At 39.2% G+C, this 22,624-nt stretch carries 20 protein-coding genes; 7 read left to right on the forward strand and 13 right to left on the reverse strand.

Annotated elements, in window-relative coordinates:
• Nucleotides 1-18: 18 nt before the first annotated feature.
• Both EGN73_RS10675 and EGN73_RS10680 read left to right on the forward strand, forming a co-directional pair.
• Nucleotides 19-420 carry a hypothetical protein gene (locus EGN73_RS10675; protein ID WP_219289289.1) on the forward strand — a complete coding sequence of 134 codons (402 nt, stop codon included), beginning with the start codon at nucleotides 19-21 and terminating at the stop codon, nucleotides 418-420.
• A 164-nt stretch (nucleotides 421-584) separates the two neighbouring features.
• Nucleotides 585-1,982 carry a glycoside hydrolase family 30 protein gene (locus tag EGN73_RS10680; protein ID WP_219289293.1) on the forward strand — a complete coding sequence of 466 codons (1,398 nt, stop codon included), beginning with the start codon at nucleotides 585-587 and terminating at the stop codon, nucleotides 1,980-1,982.
• 416 nt (nucleotides 1,983-2,398) lie between these two features.
• Here the strand turns inward: EGN73_RS10680 and EGN73_RS10685 are convergent, their stop codons facing one another.
• Nucleotides 2,399-3,763 carry an exonuclease domain-containing protein gene (locus EGN73_RS10685; protein WP_219289296.1) on the reverse strand — a complete coding sequence of 455 codons (1,365 nt, stop codon included), beginning with the start codon at nucleotides 3,761-3,763 and terminating at the stop codon, nucleotides 2,399-2,401.
• A gap of 184 nt (nucleotides 3,764-3,947) precedes the next feature.
• Between EGN73_RS10685 and EGN73_RS10690 the strand changes: the two genes are divergently transcribed.
• Complete coding sequence (locus EGN73_RS10690; RefSeq protein ID WP_219289299.1) at nucleotides 3,948-5,159, forward strand: Gfo/Idh/MocA family protein; 1,212 nt, start codon at nucleotides 3,948-3,950, stop codon at nucleotides 5,157-5,159.
• 4 nt (nucleotides 5,160-5,163) lie between these two features.
• Here EGN73_RS10690 and EGN73_RS10695 read toward each other — a convergent pair whose 3' ends face one another.
• On the reverse strand, nucleotides 5,164-6,744 hold the full coding sequence (locus EGN73_RS10695; RefSeq protein WP_219289301.1) for an NAD(P)/FAD-dependent oxidoreductase: 1,581 nt from the start codon (nucleotides 6,742-6,744) through the stop codon (nucleotides 5,164-5,166).
• Nucleotides 6,745-7,020: 276 nt separating this feature from the next.
• Nucleotides 7,021-7,986, reverse strand: a complete 966-nt coding sequence (locus EGN73_RS10700; protein ID WP_219289304.1) for a tryptophan 2,3-dioxygenase family protein — start codon at nucleotides 7,984-7,986, stop codon at nucleotides 7,021-7,023.
• Between the two features lie 118 nt (nucleotides 7,987-8,104).
• Between EGN73_RS10700 and EGN73_RS10705 the strand changes: the two genes are divergently transcribed.
• Complete coding sequence (locus tag EGN73_RS10705) at nucleotides 8,105-9,313, forward strand: acyl-CoA dehydrogenase family protein (protein ID WP_219289307.1); 1,209 nt, start codon at nucleotides 8,105-8,107, stop codon at nucleotides 9,311-9,313.
• A 229-nt stretch (nucleotides 9,314-9,542) separates the two neighbouring features.
• On the opposite strand, the gene EGN73_RS10710 is transcribed toward EGN73_RS10705, so the two are convergent.
• The 8 genes from EGN73_RS10710 to EGN73_RS10745 all read right to left on the reverse strand — a co-directional run bounded on the left by EGN73_RS10710 (nucleotide 9,543) and on the right by EGN73_RS10745 (nucleotide 18,759).
• Nucleotides 9,543-10,196, reverse strand: a complete 654-nt coding sequence (locus EGN73_RS10710; protein ID WP_219289310.1) for a hypothetical protein — start codon at nucleotides 10,194-10,196, stop codon at nucleotides 9,543-9,545.
• Nucleotides 10,180-10,557, reverse strand: a complete 378-nt coding sequence (locus EGN73_RS10715) for a hypothetical protein (protein ID WP_219289313.1) — start codon at nucleotides 10,555-10,557, stop codon at nucleotides 10,180-10,182. The genes EGN73_RS10710 and EGN73_RS10715 overlap by 17 nt, the downstream gene beginning before the upstream one ends.
• 106 nt (nucleotides 10,558-10,663) lie before the next feature.
• The gene (locus EGN73_RS10720; protein ID WP_219289315.1) at nucleotides 10,664-11,317 is read right to left on the reverse strand and encodes a response regulator transcription factor; all 654 of its coding nucleotides are present in this window, start codon (nucleotides 11,315-11,317) and stop codon (nucleotides 10,664-10,666) included.
• Between the two features lie 440 nt (nucleotides 11,318-11,757).
• Complete coding sequence (locus EGN73_RS10725) at nucleotides 11,758-12,606, reverse strand: helix-turn-helix domain-containing protein (protein ID WP_219289318.1); 849 nt, start codon at nucleotides 12,604-12,606, stop codon at nucleotides 11,758-11,760.
• Nucleotides 12,607-12,645: 39 nt separating this feature from the next.
• A complete protein-coding gene (locus EGN73_RS10730; RefSeq protein WP_219289322.1) occupies nucleotides 12,646-13,176 on the reverse strand; it encodes a hypothetical protein in 531 nt (176 codons plus the stop codon).
• Between the two features lie 236 nt (nucleotides 13,177-13,412).
• Nucleotides 13,413-16,955 (reverse strand): T9SS type A sorting domain-containing protein, encoded by a 3,543-nt coding sequence (locus EGN73_RS10735; protein WP_219289324.1) that lies wholly within the window; start codon nucleotides 16,953-16,955, stop codon nucleotides 13,413-13,415.
• Between the two features lie 338 nt (nucleotides 16,956-17,293).
• Nucleotides 17,294-17,551, reverse strand: a complete 258-nt coding sequence (locus EGN73_RS10740) for a YtxH domain-containing protein (RefSeq protein WP_219289326.1) — start codon at nucleotides 17,549-17,551, stop codon at nucleotides 17,294-17,296.
• 116 nt (nucleotides 17,552-17,667) lie between these two features.
• Complete coding sequence (locus EGN73_RS10745; protein ID WP_219289328.1) at nucleotides 17,668-18,759, reverse strand: DUF1573 domain-containing protein; 1,092 nt, start codon at nucleotides 18,757-18,759, stop codon at nucleotides 17,668-17,670.
• A 71-nt stretch (nucleotides 18,760-18,830) separates the two neighbouring features.
• Here EGN73_RS10745 and trpS point away from each other — a divergent pair, with 71 nt between their 5' ends.
• Nucleotides 18,831-19,802, forward strand: a complete 972-nt coding sequence (gene trpS, locus EGN73_RS10750) for a tryptophan--tRNA ligase (RefSeq protein ID WP_219289331.1) — start codon at nucleotides 18,831-18,833, stop codon at nucleotides 19,800-19,802.
• A 102-nt stretch (nucleotides 19,803-19,904) separates the two neighbouring features.
• Here the strand turns inward: trpS and EGN73_RS10755 are convergent, their stop codons facing one another.
• Complete coding sequence (locus EGN73_RS10755; protein WP_219289333.1) at nucleotides 19,905-20,327, reverse strand: hypothetical protein; 423 nt, start codon at nucleotides 20,325-20,327, stop codon at nucleotides 19,905-19,907.
• 55 nt (nucleotides 20,328-20,382) lie between these two features.
• A complete protein-coding gene (locus EGN73_RS10760) occupies nucleotides 20,383-21,702 on the reverse strand; it encodes a polysaccharide deacetylase family protein (RefSeq protein ID WP_219289335.1) in 1,320 nt (439 codons plus the stop codon).
• Between the two features lie 76 nt (nucleotides 21,703-21,778).
• On the opposite strand from EGN73_RS10760, the gene EGN73_RS10765 reads away from it, so the two are divergent.
• Nucleotides 21,779-22,213: a DUF6526 family protein gene (locus EGN73_RS10765; protein ID WP_219289337.1), complete on the forward strand. Its 435-nt coding sequence runs from the start codon at nucleotides 21,779-21,781 to the stop codon at nucleotides 22,211-22,213.
• Between the two features lie 46 nt (nucleotides 22,214-22,259).
• Nucleotides 22,260-22,622 carry a nuclear transport factor 2 family protein gene (locus tag EGN73_RS10770; RefSeq protein ID WP_219289338.1) on the forward strand — a complete coding sequence of 121 codons (363 nt, stop codon included), beginning with the start codon at nucleotides 22,260-22,262 and terminating at the stop codon, nucleotides 22,620-22,622.
• Nucleotides 22,623-22,624 lie beyond the last annotated feature (2 nt).

Below are 22,624 nucleotides of genomic sequence, written 5' to 3' on the forward strand. Positions count from 1 at the left end.
AAACGAAACATTTTGAATATGAAAAAATCTCTTCTTCTTTTCACACTTATATTTGCAGTCTTGTCTTCTTTTGAAGTTATGGCTCAAAGACTTAACCTCCCTGCTGGAGGTAATGCCGATCTTCCAACTCAGGTATTGAATATCTTGAACAAGACGGACGGCCTTGGACTCAATGCAGACCAGGAAAGCAAACTGAAATCAAACAATAAAAGCTTTACGGATGATGTGTTCAAGGTTCTTAACAGTTCTTTGGGTGAGGATGCCAAAAAATCACAATTTTTGGATTTAAAGAAAACAAGGCAAAACTTTCTTTTGAGTTTGCTGGGCAAACAACTTCTTGGCAATTACAACAAAGGGGTTGGGAATATGCTCAAACCATTGCAGAAGCAGCTTGGACCAGCAGCTTTGGCATTCCTCTAAAGAACTTAAATCCCTGTTTAAAAGCCATGGATTTTTTGTTAAATTCATGGCTTCTGTATTAAAAAGCCCATGCGAAAAGTGTCGACAGTATATATATTTTAAACATCCAACCTTAGCCTACGGTGCAGTACATTTATAGCCGCTATAAATCATTTAATAACCAGATGAAACATTTATTCTTACTCCTCATCTTAATTTCAGGAAGCTTTTACTCCTGCACCAATTCAATAGATCAAGAAGCAGAAATTTGGCTAACGGTCCCCAGCAAAGACATTCTTTTCCAACAACAAGAAAATATTGTATTAAGTCAGAATCCGAATTTAGAGCCAACTATTTTGATTGATGATCAAATGCGGTTTCAGGAAATTGAGGGCTTTGGTTTCACTTTAAGTCAGGGTTCTGCTATGCACCTCTTGGGCATGGATAAGGATAAAAGAAAGGAGTTGTTACTGGAATTGTTTGGAGATGGAAAGAGTGATATAGGCATTTCTTACTTAAGATTAAGTATTGCCGCTTCAGACTTGAACGGAACGGTGTTTTCTTATCATGATTTGGAAGAAGACGAGTCTGATCCTGAATTGACAAACTTTGATTTAGGTCCTGATAGGGAGGATGTAATTCCTATTTTGAAAGAAATCCTTGAAATCAATCCGAATATCACTTTGATGGCTTCTCCTTGGTCTCCCCCGGCTTGGATGAAGGACAACAATGACACAAGAGGAGGATCATTGCTTCCAGAAAACTACGGTACCTATGCGCTTTATTTTGTTAAATATATCCAGCAAATGAAAGAAGAAGGCATACACATAGATGCCATTACAGTACAGAATGAACCTTTACATCCAGGCAATAATCCCAGCTTGCTGATGTTGGCTGAGGAACAAAGGGACTTTGTGAAAAATCATTTGGGGCCAAAATTTGAAGAATATGAGTTGGGCACCAAAATCATCCTTTACGATCACAATGCGGATAGACCAGACTATCCCATTACGATTTTGGATGATCCCGAGGCAAAAAAATACATTCATGGATCAGCTTTCCACCTTTATGGAGGAGAGATTGAGGCACTTTCAGAAGTCCATCAAGCTCATCCTGACAAACATATCTATTTTACAGAACAGTGGATTGGAGCTCCAGGAAATTTAGCTGGTGACCTTGTATGGCATACAAAAAATCTCACCATCGGAGCAACAAGAAATTGGGCGAGAACCGTATTGGAATGGAACCTGACCTCCAATCCAGAACTTACGCCATTTACAGACAGAGGAGGCTGCAGCAGGTGCTTGGGTGCCGTCACAATTGATGGAAATGAGGTAACCAGAAATCCGGCCTATTACATCATTGCACATGCTAGCAAATTTGTGCTTCCCGGATCCATTCGTATTGACAGCAATATCCCAGACAATATTCCGAATGTGGCTTTTCTCAGACCAGATGGAAAAATTGTCGTCTTGATTTTGAATGAGTCCAAAGAGGAAAAGGATTTTAGCATTCAAACCCGTGAATATGTCACTCAATTGACCTTGGCTGGAGGTGCAGTGGCCACGGTGATAGTGGATTAAATTATATGAGTATCCGCTTGATTACATGTAGCCAATTATCGTTTTGAACCAGTTCTTTCTGCTAAATTCTGATCAAAAGTTGATTATGAAGCTACTTTTTCTCCCGATTTTCGGGACAGGCTTTGATGAAAAAGTAGCCAAAAAATCAAGAATTTCGAATCCTATCCACGCTCAAGGCCTGCGCTGGCCCGGTCGAAATTCGTCCCACCCTCCAAGGTCTCATTTTACAGTTAATGGTAAACTTGAAGCTTTGGTTCTTAAGGTTCAACGTGCAAATATCTGGATACTCATATTAAATTAATCAAAAATCAAAAAATGAGTATTTGCAAAAAATAATGTATGCGATTATTGTCCTGATTTGTTCTTAATAGTTAAAGATGACTTTGCCTATTATGGCAATCTAAACATAATCATTGTTAAAATACCTGTATTTGGGAAGGGTTTACTTTGGTGACAAATGACCTCAAAATATAACGGGTTTCGGGTTGGTGTTTTACTTTCTGTAAAGCCCCAATAATATACTCAGCTTGTTGAGCTTCCATATTTTCATCGAAAAACCCATAGCCTGAAAATACCCCTTTCTCAAAATACAAAGCAGAGTGCTCATTTGGATGAATACCTTTTTCCCTAATCAATATAGACTTATAGTTTGACTCTATTGAATCTATAAATTGATTTATTTTTTTATTATAAACCTCGGAAGATTCTTTACCGCAACAAGCCCCCTTGCATTTGTTGATTTTGTAATCATAACATTGATTTGGAGTCTTTTGGATTCCAGCAAGTTTGGGACAAAGGTCAAATTCTTCGACTTTGTCCAGCAAAAATTTCCATGCTTCTGAATGTGAGTCAAATTCAAAAACAGCTTGTTGAGGTCTGGAATTTTTAGCTACCTGTAGCCTGATAAATCCCGCTCCATCTTCATATTGGTACAATGCCCAATTGCTGGATTTGTACTTCAAGGCCTTGTTGTATTTTGGCCATAAATTTTTGATTTCCAAAAGTTCAATCAAATATGCCAAAAATTCACTTCCGGTCAATTGCCAGCTGATATCATGAATTTCAGATTTGAGGTTGAGCTTTTCTTTGGAGTTTCCTGAAAAGTGGCCCTTAAACCTTTCCCTGATATTAAGGGCTTTGCCGACATAGATGACTTTGCCATTTTTGTCATGAAAATAATATATACCCGTGCCTTCAGGTATTTTCAGGAATTTCTCCTTTGAAATATTAGGAGGCAAAAAGCTTTCCCCTGAGTTGCGCTTCAGACTGGACAGAATAGTTTCAGGTGATTTTTTTTCAATCAATCCAAAGAGGATAGCAGTAGCTTCAGCATCTCCAAAAGCCCTATGCCGATTGGAAATTTTGATATGCAATTGTTCACAGATCCGACCCAAACTGTAGGAATGAAATCCAGGAAAGGCCTTTCTGCTCAACCTCACTGTACAAAGTTTGGGAGCATCATATTGAAATCCTGACTTTTTAAAAGCTTCGCGGATAAAGCTGTAATCAAAATTGACATTGTGGGCTACGAATACGTTTCCTTTCAGAAAATCAAAGAGTTCCTCAGCGATTTCAGAAAATGTAGGGGAATCCCTGACCATTTCCTGATCAATTCCGGTCAGCCCTGTGATAAAGCCTGGGATGAATCGCTCCGGATTGATTAAGGAATGGAACCTATCTACTTCCATACCATTTTCATAAAGCAATGCGGCTATTTCCGTAATTCCACCCTGTGTTGGATTCCCTCCGGTCGTTTCAATATCTACGATTACATATTTCATTTACTCCTCCATTCAATTTTCAATTTTGCTGATAATTCCGCAGAATTAAAACTCTACGTCAAGCATTGTCATACAATAATAATTTACCAATTGAACAAGCACTTTTGCCATCTGTTTATTAGCAAACGCCAAGTTTTAAAATCTTTTATATATTGGCACGGTTAAACCCAAGAAAACTAGAAAATTGGATAGAAGAGAATTTGTAAGGCTGAGTTCCCTACTGATGGCCGGTTCGGCCATACCTTTGGCAGGCAGCTCAAGCTTATTTGAAGATAAAAACCCAAAAAAGGTATACAAAGTAGGGATCATCGGATACGGAGACCGGGGATCGGGAATGCATGCAGTCATGAAATCCATGCCGGACAGATTTGAGGTCATTGGCATTTGTGATACCTTACCCTTCAGGATAGAAAATGCCAAAAGTAAGTACCCCACTGGGATTGCCTATTATGAGGATTACAGCCAGCTTTTAAGTAATAAGGAAATCGAAGTGGTATTGGTAGCGACTCCGCTTTTTCTTCATTTCGACCATGCCAAAGCTGTACTAGAATCAGGCAAACACCTGTTTTTGGAGAAAACAATGGTATTTAATATTGAGCAGGCTCAGCAACTTCACCAACTTAGCAAATCTTACCCAAACCAAGTTTTACAGGTAGGACATCAATACAGGTATTCACCGCTTTACTACAAGGTAAAGGAAATGATACAAAGCGGATGGCTGGGAAAGGTCACCCAAATAGATGCTCGCTGGGACAGGAATCACAATTGGAGAAGACCCGTACCGAACGAATCATTGGAACGTCAGATCAATTGGAGAATGTACAGGGAATATTCAGGAGGTTTGGTAGCGGAGCTCCTCTCCCATCAGATTGATTTTATCAATTGGGCTTTTGAAACCGTTCCCAGCCAGATACATGGAATGGGTGGTATCGATCATTTTGATGATGGAAGGGAAACTTTTGACAATGTACAGGTCATGCTGCGCTATGACAATGAGGGGATGATCGGAAATTTTGGGGCTACCTGTAGCAATGAATATGAAGGCTATGCCTTTAGGATCAAAGGCTCAAAAGGAATGGTTTCCTTATTGATGAATGAAGGGGTTTTCTATCCGGAGCCGGAAATCAGGGCAGAACTGGAACAAGTAGACGGCGTGTCCGGTGCTACGCAACTGGTTTGGTCCAGTGACAAAAAAGGGGTCAAAATCCTGGATCAACCAACAAGAGACGGTTCATTTTATGCTTTGGAAGACTTCCATAGATGCCTGACAGAAAATAAGTTACCAGAATCCAATGTAAGCAATGCAGGAAAGACAGCTATTGTAGTGGCTTTGGCCAATAAATCACTTTATGACGGGCAAACTCAATCTTGGGAACCTGGATATAACTTATCTTAATAAATTAACGCTTTACATATTCAGCGATAAGCCTCTCTGCGCATCTTTCTCCATCCATAGCGGCGGAAACAATTCCTCCTGCATATCCTGCCCCTTCCCCACATGGAAAGAGTCCCTTTATGACAGTGTGTTCAAAAGTCTCTTTATCTCTAGGGATTCTCACAGGGGAAGAAGTCCTGCTTTCTACACCGATCAGTTGGGCTTCGTTGGTCAGGTATCCTTTCATTTTTTTCCCGAATGCCAACAATCCCTGCCTCAGCCTCTCGGAAATAAATTCCGGCAAAACCTCATGCATATCCACTGCATTTAATCCTGGTTGGTAAGAGGTTTCCAATAGTGAAGAACTGACTTTCCTCTGAGTAAAATCGACCATGCGTTGGGCAGGTGCGACTTGGGTTTTTCCACCAAAATCCCAGGCTTTTTGTTCCACCTCTGCCTGAAAGACCATCGCAGCAAGTGCTCCATGCTTTTGGTATTGGGGCAGGTCTTCCAGTTCTACGGCCACAACCATCCCTGAATTGGCATATTTACTGTCTCTTCGGCTTGGACTCATGCCATTGACCACCAACTCACCGGGTGAGGTCGCCGCGGGAACAATGAATCCTCCAGGACACATGCAAAATGAAAATACTCCTCGCTGTTTACCATGAAACATAGACTGGCTGACCAAGGAATATGCAGCAGCAGGCAAATTAGGCCCTCTATCCACCGCACAATTGTATTGTATTCTGTCAATCAGGTTTTGACTATGCTCTATTCTAACTCCCAAAGCGAATGGTTTTGCTTCAATCAGGATTTTTCTATCATGCAAAAGATGAAAAATATCCCTGGCAGAATGGCCAGTTGCCAGAATGACTCCTTTTCCCAGGATCCTTTCTCCATCTGCCAGTACCACTCCTTTCATCTCATTGTCCTCGAGGATAAAATCTACCACCTTCGAATCAAACAATACTTCTCCCCCTGCCTGTAAGATGGATTCCCTTAAATCTGCAACCAGTTTGGGTAATTTATTGGTACCGATATGCGGATGCGCTTCTACGAGAATTTCCTCCGTGGCGCCATGTGCCACAAGGATCTCCATTATCCTTCGGATATCTCCCCTCTTTTTGGATCGGGTGTACAGCTTCCCGTCAGAATAAGTTCCGGCACCGCCCTCTCCAAAACAATAATTGGATTCAGGGTTTACAATATGTTCCTTATTAATGGCAGCCAGGTCCCGTCTTCGCGCTCTTACATCTTTACCCCTTTCAATGACAATGGGCTTGACTCCCAATTCTATGGTTCTCAGCGCTGCAAAAAGTCCGGCAGGCCCCGCACCTACAATGATGATTTGATCTGCATTGCTGACATTGGGATAGTCATGGTGAAATTCCAACATGGATTTTGGTGCTTCATTGACAAAAACTTCAGCGGAAACATTGATTTTCACATTTCTGCCCCTGGCATCGATAGAACGTCTCGTCTGTCTTACGTAAACATTCGAATCCGCCGGAGAAATCCCCATTTTTCTCAATGCTGCCTTTTCAAACAGTTCCGCAGTATAAGCCTCTTCGGGACTTAACTGCAATTGAATTTCTTTTTTCATGGTGTAAGGTTTTTATCCTTAAAACGGTAATTGTGGAATTGTTGAATTGTTTAACTGTGTAACTGGTGAACTGTGTAGTTGATTAATCGATTAAGAGTTAGATTGTTAAAGGGTTAAGGGTTAAAGGTTAAAGGTTAATTGTTAACTTCTTGATTCATTATTCATCATTCATTATTCGAAATTTTGAAATAATGAACATCAAATGTTAAATCGATGAACCGATAAACTGATTATAGTCAAAAGCCTCGTAAATCGTACTTCGTAAATCGTAACTCATCAATCTTCTTCTTTCCCAAATATCTCCTTCACTACCCAGCCCTTGCCCCATTCATCCATTTCTTTTTCAGTCCATAGTTCGGGATAGAAGATGACTTTTTGGAATCTTGGAGGCAGGTATTTTTGCCAGTTGGTTCCTCCCGTAGCAGCAATGTCCACAGGGTCTTTTTGTAAATACCTGACAGCAGACTTGTAATGGGCCAAAGGCCAGAAAACATTCGCTTTAAGGTCAAGTGTTTTCATCAACTCCTTCAGTTTCTCGTCTTTGTTTTTGCAGGAAATATATTTTTCCCAGATATTGGAGGATCTGTAATTTTCGATCAATTCCTTCAGATCCTTGGCATACTTTTTCTCAAAAGATTTAAGAGTCAGCGTCTTTTCCCCTGTAGCCAACTCTACAGCACCTTGCTGCCAATAAAGGTTATCAAAAATCAAATCTGTATCCTTTGTCTCGCCTATAGTAGACCGCTTTTCTATGTGGATAAGATTTTTGGCATCAGTAGATAAAATTTCGATTACCCTGTATTGGGCACTTTGAAAACCGCTGGAAGGAAGCAAAGACATTCTGAATTTCAGAAACTGCTCTTTTTCCATACCCTTCCACATCACTGCAAAAGAGGAAATAAGGTGGTCAAAATACATGATTACCCTTTCCAATCTTTGCTTGAAAAACTCAGCATCAATCTCATGTTTTTCAGCTATTTGTTCCAGCTCCCAAATAATCAACTTAAAGTATAATTCCGTAATCTGATGATAAATGATGAAGATTTTTTCGTCTTTGAAGGATGTTCTTGGCTGTTGTAAGCTAAGCAGCATGTCCAGATTGATATAGTCCCAATAGGTCATGTAATCCGCATATAGCAGGCCTTCGAGATAGGAAGAAAGGTCCTGTCCTGAAGCTTTGAATTTATCCTGAAGGAGTTCGATTTTTTCTAAAACGTCTTTTGGGTAATTTGCTGGGCTCATGAGTTAAAATTTCGCTGGATTAAATAGTTTTTTCAGTGCCTTCTTATTTATTTCAGGCATGGAAAAGGCTTTTCGGCTGTAAAAATCCATTTAAATTAGCAATTAACCAAAATAACTTATGGAGCAAACATCCACGCAAAACAAGTCATCCAAGCAGGATTTATTTGAAGGAGTCGATTTTTACCAGGTAGATGACCTTTTGACTGAAGAGCACAAGCTTATCCGCTCTTCTATCAGGGATTTTGTCAAAAAAGAAATAAGCCCATATATAGAAGAATGGGCCCAGGATGCGCACTTCCCTTATGAGATTGTCAAAAAATTCGGAGATGTAGGGGCTTTTGGCCCTCAAATCCCAAGTGAATATGGCGGTGGTGGTCTGGACTACATCTCCTATGGACTGATCATGCAGGAAGTAGAGAGAGGAGATTCGGGAATGCGATCCACGGCCTCTGTGCAGGGATCGCTGGTCATGTATCCGATTTATAAATTTGGCTCAGAGGAGCAAAGAAAGAGATTCCTGCCTAAGCTTGCCTCGGGTGAAATGTTGGGTTGCTTCGGACTGACAGAACCTGACCACGGTTCAAATCCAAGTGGGATGAAAACCAATTTTAAGGATATGGGAGACCACTATCTCCTGAATGGTGCCAAAATGTGGATTTCCAATTCTCCCAAGGCAGACATTGCGGTAGTTTGGGCCAAGAATGAAGAAGGCCGGATCCATGGATTGATCGTAGAGAGAGGTATGGAGGGTTTTTCAACGCCTGAAACCCACAACAAATGGTCCCTTCGGGCTTCCTGCACAGGTGAGTTGGTCTTTGACAATGTCAAAGTCCCAAAAGAAAATTTACTGCCGGGAAAAAGCGGTTTGGGTGCTCCCCTGATGTGCCTGGACTCAGCCCGATATGGTATCGCTTGGGGAGCTGTGGGTGCAGCTATGGACTGCTATGATTCTGCGAGAAGGTATGCGATGGAAAGGATACAGTTTGACAAACCCATAGCCTCATTTCAATTGGTGCAGAAAAAACTGGCCGAGATGCTAACAGAAATTACCAAAGCCCAATTACTCAACTGGAGGCTAGGAAAGATGATGGACGAAGGCAAAGCCAGTACTGCCCATATTTCCCTGGCCAAAAGAAATAACGTTGCCATGGCCCTGGAAATAGCCAGAGAAGCAAGGCAGATCCACGGAGGCATGGGCATCACGGGGGATTATCCTATTATGAGACACATGATGAATTTGGAGTCAGTAATCACTTACGAAGGCACCCATGATATTCATTTGTTGATTTTAGGCAATGAAATTACGGGGATAGCGGCGTTTAAGTAGAAGCAAGAGACGAGAGATATAGAGTAGGAATATTTGAGAATGAGATGTTAAGCATCATTCATCGTGTTTTGAATTAGAAAAGCCGCTATGAAAAATGCGGCTTTTTTTAATAATACCTTATTTTATTTTTCTTTTAAACTGGATAATGCTATCTGTTTTTCTAACCTATTGATAAAGAAATAACTCAAATTAGATTCGAAGATTTACTTCTTCAATGCAAAAATATAAATTAATCAATGTAAACTTTCCTCATTGCAACAACTGATGAAACCGAACCAGATTTATTTGCAATAAATTCTGCTGGAACTGTTGGTGTACCAAATAAGAATACTGCATGATCCTTGTCTACTTGTTTAGATGTCCAAAAAGTCAAACCAAGTAAAAAATTCGAGCTAAATGTAAATTCTTCTAAAGTTGGGAGTTCCCAATCATCAAAACCATCATTTTCATATTCATCAACTAATCGGGCTGCTGTAATTAATTCTTGACATTGATTTAATATATTTTGAGTTGGCGAAATGGTATTATTGGAAAAATCAATTAATTTACCTGCGCACCCCCATGGGATAAAACTGTTACGCCTCACAACATTATATACAACATAGTAATTTCTTTCTTCACTCGGAATTGAACCAACAGTTCCACCTAAAAGTGGGCTACCTCTTCTAATTCGTGACAAATCCAATGGTTCACATTTTTTCACCAATTTATAGTTTTCATTAATTTTAATTGGTTGACCATAACCTGTCTGCAAGATTTCTACATTCATTTCCTCGCATTCTTCAAAATCATTTCCAAGTGGAATAGATATTTTCCCAATTTCCCCAACTTTTATATTGGATAATACAAATGATTGACCATTTACTTCAATTACGTAACGCAAAATTTCCTTTAAAATTAAAATCTGATGTAGAAGTATTAACCTCAATCACAAACTGGTCAAAGGTATTGTAAAGTATAAAATTCACCTTCTTCATATGTTGCCCAAAAGACAAATGTGACTCACCTCGTTTTTTAAATGCTTGAGTGGTATTTGGTGTGACGCATTTATCATCACAGGACCAATCCATTGACATAATAGTGAGATTTGGATTCTCAATCGGTTCTAAAAAAAGCATTTCACTGGATTCAACACTTGAATCTTCCTTTATAGACTGATCAAATTCTGCCAACTCTTGGCAAGAAATTAAAATTGTTAAGAATACAAAAATTGATAAACAATTTTTTATAATTAATTTTTTCATAATGATAAAATTTAAGTTTGTAAAAATTAAATTTAAATAACAGATATTTTTAGTTTCGAAAAAATACTACCAAAGTACTATTTTTGGCCCCAATTGGTCATCAAGTTCACTTTTCTATTTCGCGGAACTCCAGATTTCCTATAAAATGTACCAATCCTGTCAGGTTTCTGATTCCCAGTTTTTTGAAAAGATTCCTTCTATGGGTTTTTATTGTAAAAGCACTGCAGCCCAGTTTTTCAGCAATTTCAGGTGTAACATATTCATTTAAAATCAACTGCAACACCTCTATTTCCCTTTGTGTTAGACCGTATTCAGCTTCCAAATGTTGGTAAATATTCTTGCTACCCACTCCAACTTTTCCCGGATCCACTTCAAAAAAATAGGTACTACCTTCCATTATTTCAGTCATCGCATCGATAAGCTGTGACCGGTAACAATCTTTGGTTACATACCCATCAGCCCCTAGATTTTTACATAATTGCACTGTATTCAAGTCAGCATCGGCACTTAAAATAAGTACCTTTGTATCAGCAAATTCCCTTTTAATAATGGAAAGTAATTTGATCCCGTCCAGATCAGGCAGATCAATATCAGCAATTAAAAAGTCAATCACCATACCATTCCTCAGGTATTTCAACACCTCCCTAGCTTCTGAAAATTTTAAAAAATTATTTCTGCCGAGATTTTTTTCCAAAATGTAGGATATCCCATAAAGGAAAAGCTCATGATCATCGACTATGGCAATTTTTAGATTTTTCATGGTGGTCAGGGTAAAAATCAACAATTTTCTATAGCATATCCGTAATCCGCATAATTGTTACCTTCTTTAAAAAACAATCTGAAATTAAAATAGGTGATTTTTACCATAAATAAAAATTTTATTTCAATTTTTTATTTAAATTAAATTTTAATTTTGTAAAAATGATTTTATCGATATATTTAACAAAAAAATTAAGTTTAAAAAAAATGAATTTTTAAGCATATCCAGTTATTTTTGATTTTATCCAACAATTAACTGCATTAATTGAAAATAAAAAAAATCCGGTACCATGGCACCGGATTTTTAAATGAAAAGTGGTTGATAATGTATCCCCAAAAATAATACCTGTTTATCACCCCGATTATCAAGTATTGGATTTATGTTATAAAAATATCATCTATTATCTTATAATAATTGTAAAAATGCGAAATGCATTTAATTTATTTTGAAATACTTTTATTTAAGACATAATCATCCCAGCTGGGATCTTTGAAATACTTCATTGGAGACATTCCAGTAAAATCTTTAAAGTCTTTGATAAAATGGGATTGATCGGAATAACCATATTTTTCAATCCACTCATAAGAATCCAGTTGAGGAGTTTCTGACAATTGTTGGATCAATGAATTGAACCTGACGATTCTGCAATAGGTTTTTGGACTTAATCCTATAAATTTTTTAAAATGAAGTTCCAAAGTTCTGGTACTCACTCCAGCCATTTCAGCCAATTTATATACCGAGATGGTACCATGTGTTTTCAGTAATGCCTGAACCAATGGAATCAGTATTGAATGATTCCCAGTGTTTGAATTCAAGTCAAAAGACCTAAGTAAAACTTGATCCAGTAAAGATATATTCGTTTGAATAGAAGCTTGTCTTTTAAATTGAAAGTTTCTTAACTCATCAACATGAACCCCTTCAATATTTTTCATGAAGATGATCTTATCTGTATAAGAATGAGCATCCATTCTCAAAAACGCATGCAATCCTAATGGGGTGAAAATTACAAATATCAACTGAACATGACCTTCCACCCTTACTTTCCCAAAACTGGTCATTTGCCCATAGATAACAGGTTTCACAGACTCTTTGTGGGCTAGGCAATTTTCTTTAAGGTTTTTTCCTGAAACAATGCAGGTAAAATCATCGTGCAAAGGAATGCTTAAACTTGCTGTACCTTTTACTGTAAACAATATCTCCCTGGATTCAGCCACATTATCATCCCAATATACATAACCATTGATAAATGGGCTTAAGCGATGATTCGGAGGAAAAAACTTAGATTTCATTGGCTTAACTTTTTACAGTTCCTTTAGGCTTGGGGGGATTTAACCCAAACCCAAAAAAGGATCCTGCAACTTATACTCACTATCATCAGGTATTTCTTTCAGTTTTAAGAAATACCTGCAAAGTTCCTGCTCTATTACTTTAATTCCTTCCATGGTTTCCTGACAAAACCGAAGTTTCCGTTTTATAATAAGGTTGAAAACGGGAATACCTAATCTACTTAATGGAAAAAATTCGCCTGGAAAATTGACCCTAGCCCCATTGCCCAAATATTGCAGCCCAATGGGCGTGAGCACTATGAAAACCAAAACAACTTTTCCTTTTACAATTAAGGTATTCTCTTTTCCAATGTTGTTAAAAACAAAAATTTTGTCGTAGAGACCCATTTCTTCGGATTCTTCGGCAATTTTTTGAAAAGCAAACTCGAAAGGTCTGCCGACGACAATTCCTAAGGAAGTACCACTTTCAAAAATTTTAACTTCGCTTTTGTTTTCAAAGTCATTTTCTACCAAAAAGTAACCTGAAATATATTCAGTTAAAGCTTCAGTCGGTAATAGTACCTCAAAACCCATATTCCAGTAATTTTAAGTTTAAATTTCCTAAATTTTTAAATTTCAATTTACTTGACCAATACTCCCAAAGTAGTATTTTTCACTTTCGAAGTATTTTTTTGTTTTTAATATACAATTTTTTCTTTTTAAAACGCTTCTGTAATTAGATCCTTTTTCACTTAATCTTGTTACCTATAAAAAGTAACATCAAAAAACAGAAGGCCGAAATTGGCCTTCTGTTTTTTGATGTTTTATAATTAATCTTTCACCAGCCTACCGGATATCACCTGATTGCCGACTTTGACAATCACATGATACAATCCAGAACTGATATCTTCCAGCTCAACCCTTCTTTCAAAGATGGATTCTTCATAGGCATCCTCAGAGTGAATGATCCTTCCTGCCGCATCGTAGATGACAAGGTTGACCTTACCAGGCTCGTTCATATTGACTAGGATGTTACTGAACTTAGTTGCCGGGTTAGGATAAATCACCATGCTATTAGGCTGAATTTCCCTGTGCAGATGGAACTCTCTCTTAATGGTCTGATCCAATCTGTCTGTGCTGCTGACCGTAATGGTCATTTTTAGTTCAGGCATCCCCTCTCCTACCCAGATCAACAAGTTGTCTCTGAGCTCGAAATCCGGATTTCCAGACAATTGATAAGTATGGATCCTATCACTAGGGTCAAGCGTGCTGAGTTCAGCGACCACAGTACCTCTTTGGATATCGGTCTGTAGGATATTGTTGCTGAGCAAAATATCCTGTGCCAGTGGTTTATCCATTACCATCACATTAACATTCAGAGCAGATTTCAGGAACTGGAATCTTTCATCTTCGAATTGACCGCTCACTTGATAAATGCCTGGCTGCACTGGATCAAATCCATCCATTGACCATGTAATTACAGGTCTATGCTTGGCAAATACTTCATGGCTGATTTGCTGAAGTGCTTTGGATACATTGGCCGGAGCCTCATTCCATTTCACTTCGATCAGCTTGGAGTTCATTTCCTGCACCAGTTCTTCCATTTCCATTTCGAGTCTGTAATCCACATTACAGCTTCCGATAAATGACCCTGGACTGTTGGTAAGGAGCGCGTCTACTGCGTTTTCGTTGACACAGATAGTTTTCCTGTTATTTGGATTTCCTGGAGGTACATGGCATACCTGAACCTTCTTGACTTTACTATTTCCTGCGTTACAAGAAGCTTCAACAGAAATCACCGAAATCATGTCTTCAGCTACACAGCCAGCGTCACTATTGACAACTAATTTGTAGGTTCGAACAAAATCCCCAGAAGCACTGACTACAAGTGTACTGCTATTAGCACCTACTGGCACAAAATTCCCAGGATTACTAGAGCTAATATCATCCAGTCTTATGTCAGCAACAAACCATTGATAAGTCAAGCCAGTGTAAGAATTTGGAATACCTGCAGCGGACAGTGTTGTACTTGAAGGTAAGCCCAATGAACTGGCGGCGTTATCAAAGATTACCACATTTCCATTGGAATTTTTAATCACAGTAGATGCAATCGTTACCTCTATTGGTGTAATAGGTGCAAGAACTGTCACAATAGCCTGAGCAGAATTGCTGTTACCCGCTGCATCAGTTACGGTTAAGGTTACTGTGTTTTCACCTTGGTCAGCACAATTGAATGAGGTTTTGGATAATTGTCTATTTACGATTGCGCAATTATCAAAACTGTCATTGTCAACATCGTCAGGTGTTAAAATACCATTTCCTGAACTATCCAGCTGTAGCGCAAATGGCTTTGTAATAACCGTAGGATTGATATCGTCTACAACAGTCACTACCGCATTGGCAGTACTGCTATTTCCGTTCACGTCCGTTACGGTCAGAACAACGTCATTGTCTCCCACATTGGAACAGTCGAAGTCGGTGATGTCAAGTGCAAGGGTCGCAACTCCGCAGTTGTCTGTGGAACCGTTGTCTACCTGCGAAGCAGTTACTGAGGCATTACCGTCCCCATCCAGATAGATCGTCACGTTCTGGGCTACCGCTGTAGGATTGATATCGTCTACAACAGTCACTACCGCATTGGCAGTACTGCTATTTCCGTTCACGTCCGTTACGGTCAGAACAACGTCATTGTCTCCCACATTGGAACAGTCGAAGTCGGTGATGTCAAGTGCAAGGGTCGCAACTCCGCAGTTGTCTGTGGAACCGTTGTCTACCTGCGAAGCAGTTACTGAGGCATTACCGTCCCCATCCAGATAGATCGTCACGTTCTGGGCTACCGCTGTAGGATTGATATCGTCTACAACAGTCACTACCGCATTGGCAGTACTGCTATTTCCGTTCACGTCCGTTACGGTCAGAACAACGTCATTGTCTCCCACATTGGAACAGTCGAAGTCGGTGATGTCAAGTGCAAGGGTCGCAACTCCGCAGTTGTCTGTGGAACCGTTGTCTACCATTGCCGGAGTGATGCTGGCATTTCCCGTAGCGTCAAGCTGAACCGTGATGTCCTGGGTCAGGGCCACGGGGGCCTCTTCATCTTTAACTGTAATTGTGAAAATTTCGGTATCACTTCCCCAACTATTTGTAGCGGTAACCTCAACAGTAGTAACCCCTAAATTAAATGTTTCTCCACTACCCGTTCCATTTCCGCTTCCGATAGTGGCCCCAGAGAATAGGTAGGTCAAAGCAGGAGCAGGTGAACCTGTAGCCGATACCGTATATTGTACTTCAGCACTGCAAACACCCATATCTGTATTTACATTCAAGTCACTGAGTGCCGCAATCTCAGGGGCCTCGTTAATAGTCATTGAAATGGTATTGCTTGTCACCGTTGCAGTAGTGACGCAGGTTTCACTGGAAGTCATTTCAACGGTAACTTCATCACCATCCACCAGGAAAGCGGTAGAAAAAACAGAGTTGTTGGTGCCTACATTATTTCCGTTGATTTTCCATTGATAAATGGGAGTGGTTCCGCCATTAATTGGAATAGCTGTAAACGTAACTGACTCTCCTTCACAAATCGAATTTCCTAAATCTGATGAAATACTGACGCTTGGAGTAAGTTTTTGATCTATTATTAGTTCTCCACTACCTTCTGCCCAATCTCCTACAGTACTTGAGCAAGTAGCTCCTTGCCCTGTATAAGCACGAATGTTGAAATTAGAAACTCCTGCTAACGCTGAAGTAGAGCCAGTTAATGTCAAAGTAGTGGATTGAGTATTCGTCGATGGCGGAAAATTTAAAGTAGTAGAACCAAAAACTGCCGAAACCCCCGTAGGCAGAGCTGAATTAATACACAAGGTTGCATTAAAATTACCCGAAGATCCACCACCTGTACCTCTATTTACCGAAATAGAGTAGGTTACACTTTCATTTTCACCTTCGCACATTTCTCCCACCTGCTGCCCAACTACTACTGAGCCTACTCTTGGTGAATCTGTAAAAATTGTCTCTGCGACATAACCTGAATTATATCCTGTCACAAACATATGAAACTCGACTCCCAAATGCCTTTCGTCAATTGGAAATTCCATGCTCCAAGTTCCATCCGGATTAACGGCCACTTCAAAATATTCATCATGACCTTGATAAGGTGTCTCCTCTAAAACGATAGATACCTTAGTATCTAAGGTCCAGCCAATACCAGTGAAAATAGCTATGTCACCAGGATAATAATCTTCCTGATCCGTACTTACAGTAGGCTCTTCCCCCTCAGGATACTGAGGACCAATCCATCCTGGTTCACTGCTATCAAAAGCAGCAAAAACCAAGACGCCTACAAACATGAAAATGAGTAGAAGCTTTGCTTTCATAAAAGGGCAATTAAAAGTTTATAACTAGTGTGAAAATCCGAATCCTAAAAAACCTGATTACCCTACTTAACTCCCTATCTCTTACAGGCTTGACACTGACGAATATGAGAAATAAAAAATATTAAAAAAAACATTTATATGTATTTTTTATACTGTTTTTTGTATTTCAAATACATTTTGAAGCGTTTCGTGTATTTTTATTAGAAGTAAAAAAATTAATAAATCATGGTTTTATTCAAATTCAAAATCATAGAAAAAAAATTCATAATTAAAACTTCATAAAACTATATAACAAAAAAGGAGGCTTTCGCCTCCTCTTTTTGTTGTTTTTAATTGGATTACTTGGTGAGTTTTTCCGTCTCAGATTTGGCTTTTTTAGCCAACTTATCAACTTCATCACTTACATCCGATACTTTTTTGGACAAGCCATCAAAGAAGCTGTTCAACTTTCCGGAAAGATCATCTATGTATTCATTTCCTTTTTTACCCAACTTCTTTCTTGTATTTTCTCCTTTGTCCGGAGCCACCAATATACCTATTTGTACACCTACCGCAGCACCTACCAATGCGCCTAAAAGAAATTTTGTAGAACTCATAAAGATTGTATTTTAGTTAGAAATAAAATTTGGTGTTATTAAGCATGATTGCACTTAATATTAAACAATAAAAGCAACAACCATACCACTATAACGGCCCTGACGACCTGTCAGTTCTACTTTATGCTACTTTTTATCACAATGGTTCTTACTGGATTTATGGGATCATTGCTGAAAACGGTTATATGCTTATGGTCTATTCCTCTCCTTCCTTTAGGGTCAAATGTAAAACTCAATTCTGTTCTTTGTCCAGCATCTAATTCATTACTAACCAACTTTATATCCACACATTCACAGTTGGTTGACACTTTTCTGATCTTAAGGGTTTCTTCGCCCATATTGGAAATAATTACATTACGGGACACTTTCTTTCCGGTAGAAACTTCCTTTAAATCGATATCGATTTCTGATAAGCCTAGCTTTGGAACTACCTTTTCCAAACTCTTGGGTACAGGTTGAAAATATTCATGCACCACACTCATCACTTTTAGATCAATTTGACTTTCATCAGTGAATGAAAGGGTAATATTTTCCTCAAAATACCCCAAATCATTCTTCATTTCCCCATCATAATTTATCAAAAGCAGCCCACGCTGACCCGGTGACAAGGTCGCAGGCTCCATACTTACCGCTATGTATTCTGGGATTCCTGAATGTTCCTCCATCAAACCCAAAGTATCTTTACCAAAATTGTGCAATTCTACATGTTTCAATTTGGGTTCATTTGTAAAAACATTTCCCATATTGACTGCAGGAAGCCTAAATCCAAGATTCCCTTTTCTATAGGGGTATGATTTTTCCAGATTATCCAGAACCGGAATATTGGTACCTTCCAATACTAATGTATCACCATATATATCCATATTGGTTCTTACAATAATTTGCTTTGCAAAATCCCCTCCTCTATGGTCCGGATTAAACTTTACTTTTAGAGAAGCTATTTTATCCTGCGATAACGTGTCCTTTGTAAAACCTACTGTAGTACAGCCACATTCTGCAAAAACATCCGTGATCCAAATGCTGTCCTGATTCAAATTGACACCAAAAAACTCCGCCTCTACCTCTCCCCGTTCTTCCAAAACCGCACCTATATTGACACTCCGCTGTTCCCAAGTCAATAGTTTCCTCTCAATGGATTGTGCCTCAAGGTGTAATGGACTCAGGCTTATCAAAACCGCGATTACTGCGCACAAGATTCTCTTTTTCATACAGGCAAATAACGTGAAAAATCAAGCGATTTGTACCCTGATTTATTTATTTTGCGCCAAAATTGATAAAAATGGCAAGAGTACTTACAGGCATTCAAAGTTCAGGCAGACCGCATCTCGGAAATATTCTAGGAGCGATAGCCCCTGCTATAGCGCTTACTAAAAAAGACAACAATGAGTCTTTTATTTTTATCGCTGACATGCATTCCCTGACCACCATCAAAAACGGGCCTCTGAGAAGGGAAAATACCCAAGCGGTAGCAGCAGCTTGGCTAGCCTTTGGCCTGGATATAGAAAAGACCGTGTTTTACAGGCAATCTATGATTCCCGAAGTAACCGAACTGACCTGGTACCTGAGTTGCTTTACACCTTTTCCTATGTTGGCCAATGCGCACAGCTTCAAGGACAAATCAGATAGGCTTTCTGATGTAAACGCAGGATTGTTTACCTATCCGGTACTGATGGCATCAGACATCCTTCTTTATTCTGCGGATATCGTCCCTGTAGGAAAAGACCAATTGCAGCACCTGGAGATGACCCGTGACATCGCCAGTTCCTTCAATCACAGAGTGGGTGAAGAAATTCTCACCATTCCTGAGGCCAGGATTTCGGAAGAAGTGATGGTAATTCCTGGTACAGATGGTCAAAAAATGAGCAAGTCATACGGTAATTTTATCGATATATTCCTGCCTGAAAAAGCGCTCAAAAAGAACATCAACTCCATCATTACTGACAGTACTCCTCTTGAAGAGCCGAAAGACCCTGACACATGTAATGTATTTAAACTTTATTCCCTGATTGCTTCAAAAGAGCAAACAGCAGATCTTAGAGGAAAATATATAGGAGGAAACTTTGGCTACGGTCATGCCAAAAAAGAATTTTTGGGATTAATTCTTGAAAAATATGAGGAAGAGAGAAAACTCTTTGATCACTTTATGAACCATTCCGAAGAATTAGAACAAAGGCTTCAAGATGGAGAAGCTAAAGCTAGAGAAGTTGCTAAAGACATTCTTTCGAAAGTACGGAATAAACTGGGGTTCTGATAAGCTATATTCTAATGCCGAATTCAAGGGTTGAGACTTGAATTCGGCTTCAAAGAGTAAGAAAGGGCAGTTTTTAAAGCACTAATCCTTTTGATAATATTTTTATCTGGCCACCCAAAGGTCTTTCATGGACTTGCCGTTGATCCTGAGTACAAACCTTGTCGGATTTGGAACCAATACCAGTCTGACATCCATTTTATCAAATTGCTCAGACTCCAAAGGTACCCCTTCATTGCCTTTCACTTCATAAGTAACTTTTCCTGAGGCATCCGGCATCATAGGATGGTATTCATTTGCCAAATATGCAGAAGGCAATAAAACCTCATTGTCAGACTTTAATTGACCATAGATTTTTTCGAGAGCCGATTCCAGTTCGTCACCATAGTCTTCATTGAAATCATCCTCCAAATCATGAAGTTCTTCTTCAATATCGTCATACGCTTCATCTGCATAAGACATTTTGCTCAATGCTATTCTTTTTTCTACAATCAGTGATAAATCTTCGTCAAGTTTTTTGAAATCCATATTTGCTTATTGGTTAAAACACCAAAGGTATTGAATATGCAAAGGGATTCCAAAATTACTCTTTGATCAATTTGAAGCTAGATGTGCCTGCAGGAATGTTGTAAACTACCAGATTATGCTTCCCCGAATTCCTGATTTCAAGACTTTGCTTTTTCCCTTCCATCACCAAAGAGACATTTTTCCAATTTTTTGGGACAACAGTTTCCAATGTCAATGGCACGGTATACCAAAAAGGATCCAGTTTGCTGTCTATTTCAAAATGGATCCCATCATTTTGATTTTGCCAGGAAACATCTGTATTCATCCGCTGACGCATATATTTAGTAACTTCTGCAAATGTCCCCACCCAGACATCCTCCTTTGAAGCAATATATTTGAAATACTCCTTGATGATGCTCTCGGGAATTGCTTCCCATCCTATTCCTTCTATTCCATGAAAAACCAAAACCAGCCATGTGTCATCCCTCGTCAGGATGTCGTCCACCCAAGATCTCATCAGCTCAGATGAAGTCCTCGATAAGGGCCCACGCTGCCATTGAATATAAGACTTTCCATAATCTGATTTGGGGTCAAAGCTTCCCGATCTGTTGATTTCGTGTAAAAAAAGCTCCGGCATTCTGTTGCGGGTGGCGGGAAACATTTCCAACGCATACCCCATCACCCTTTCATCTTCAGTACCAAAAGGACATTCGGCTGAAAAAAGAAATTCCTTTCCCAATTGGAATTCTATCTCTTCCTTACATTTTTCCAGTTCATATAGCAGATTTTCATGATCCAAAACCGCCAACCTCGGATGCGAAATCGTGTGTACTCCAAATTCATGGCCTCTTTGAGCATAGTCACGGATTTCATCCCAATCTATCATCGGACCATCAATAATTTGCGGTTCTTTCATTTCAATGATATTATGGGAATTGGCGTATGCCAGGCCCTCATCGATCAAACTGAAAGCTTGTTCGTATCTTCCCTGCTCAAATGCGGCTCCGGCACGGTCATGATATGAGACTGCATCAGGCATATCCAAAAACCTAATTAAAGATGCCCTTTCAAATAAATTTTCTGAGTTTGTGGGTATTCGGCTAGCTTCCTCCAGTATTTCCTGAACCTCTCTTCCAATGAATTTTGCACGATATTTTGAAGAAGGTATTTCGCCTGTATTGATATAGAATGTCCCCCGCATTCCCAATGACTCCATGATAGGCAGGGCTTTGTGAAATTGGTTTAAGGTTCCGTCATCATAAGTTATGGAAATAGCTGCCTTTTTATTTTCAGGCCATTTTTGAATGGAAGTATGCCCGATTTCTTGGGCTAAACCTGAACTTGCCCCTAAAAGGAATAGAAATGTAATGAACTGTCTCATACTACCAATAAACATCAAAATTGACTTTTAATCATTTACTTTTTGATGATTGGCAAGAAGCCATTAATTTTCCGGCGAAATAATCACCCAAATGCAAAATTTTAAAAATCACACGAGGTACTACCCTCTGCACCATTTTATTTTGACTCCATTGACAATTGTATATTTCATTTGGTCTTTGGTAAAATTGGTAAAAGCTTGGGACGGAAGCATCCCATCGGAAGAGATCTATCAGTTGATAGGCGCTGTTATTCTTGTTATTTTGCCCATATTGGCAAGAATCTATGCCCTGAAAAATCAGGACAGGACCATCAGACTCGAAATGAGGCAAAGGTACTTTGAACTCACCGGAGAGTCATTTTCGTCAAAAGAAAGGAAGTTGAGGCTTTCTCAGATTGTAGCCCTCAGGTTTGCTTCAGATGCAGAATTGGTCGTTTTGATAGATAAAGCGATAGCAGGAGGCATGAGGTCCAAAGAAATCAAAAAGGAAATTCAACACTGGCAGGAGGACAGAAGACGTGTATAAATCAGCATTAATTATCCCAATATTACTTGCAATTAGTTTCTTTACTATGGCTCAAAATGACATTGAAGCTATAGCCGAGCAACTGGCACAAAAACAGCTCGATGCTTACAACAGTCGCGATGTTGAAGCTTTTCTGGTTCCCTACGCAGATGATGTGAAAGTCTTCAATTTTCCTGATGAGTTTCAGTACCAAGGAAAGGAAGCCATGAGGTCACGATATGCAAATATGTTTGAAAACACTCCCGACCTTCACTGCAAATTGCTCAATAGAATGGTGATGGGCAATACAGTAATCGACCATGAAGAAGTAATCCTTAAAAAGGGAGACGCTCCATTTTATGCGATTGCCATATATAAAATCAGGAATAATAAAATTGCAGAGGTACATTTTATCCGAAAAGAAAACTGATT

The sequence above is a fragment of the Arthrospiribacter ruber genome (assembly GCF_019343195.1).
Classification (GTDB): Bacteria; Bacteroidota; Bacteroidia; order Cytophagales; family Cyclobacteriaceae; genus Arthrospiribacter; species Arthrospiribacter ruber.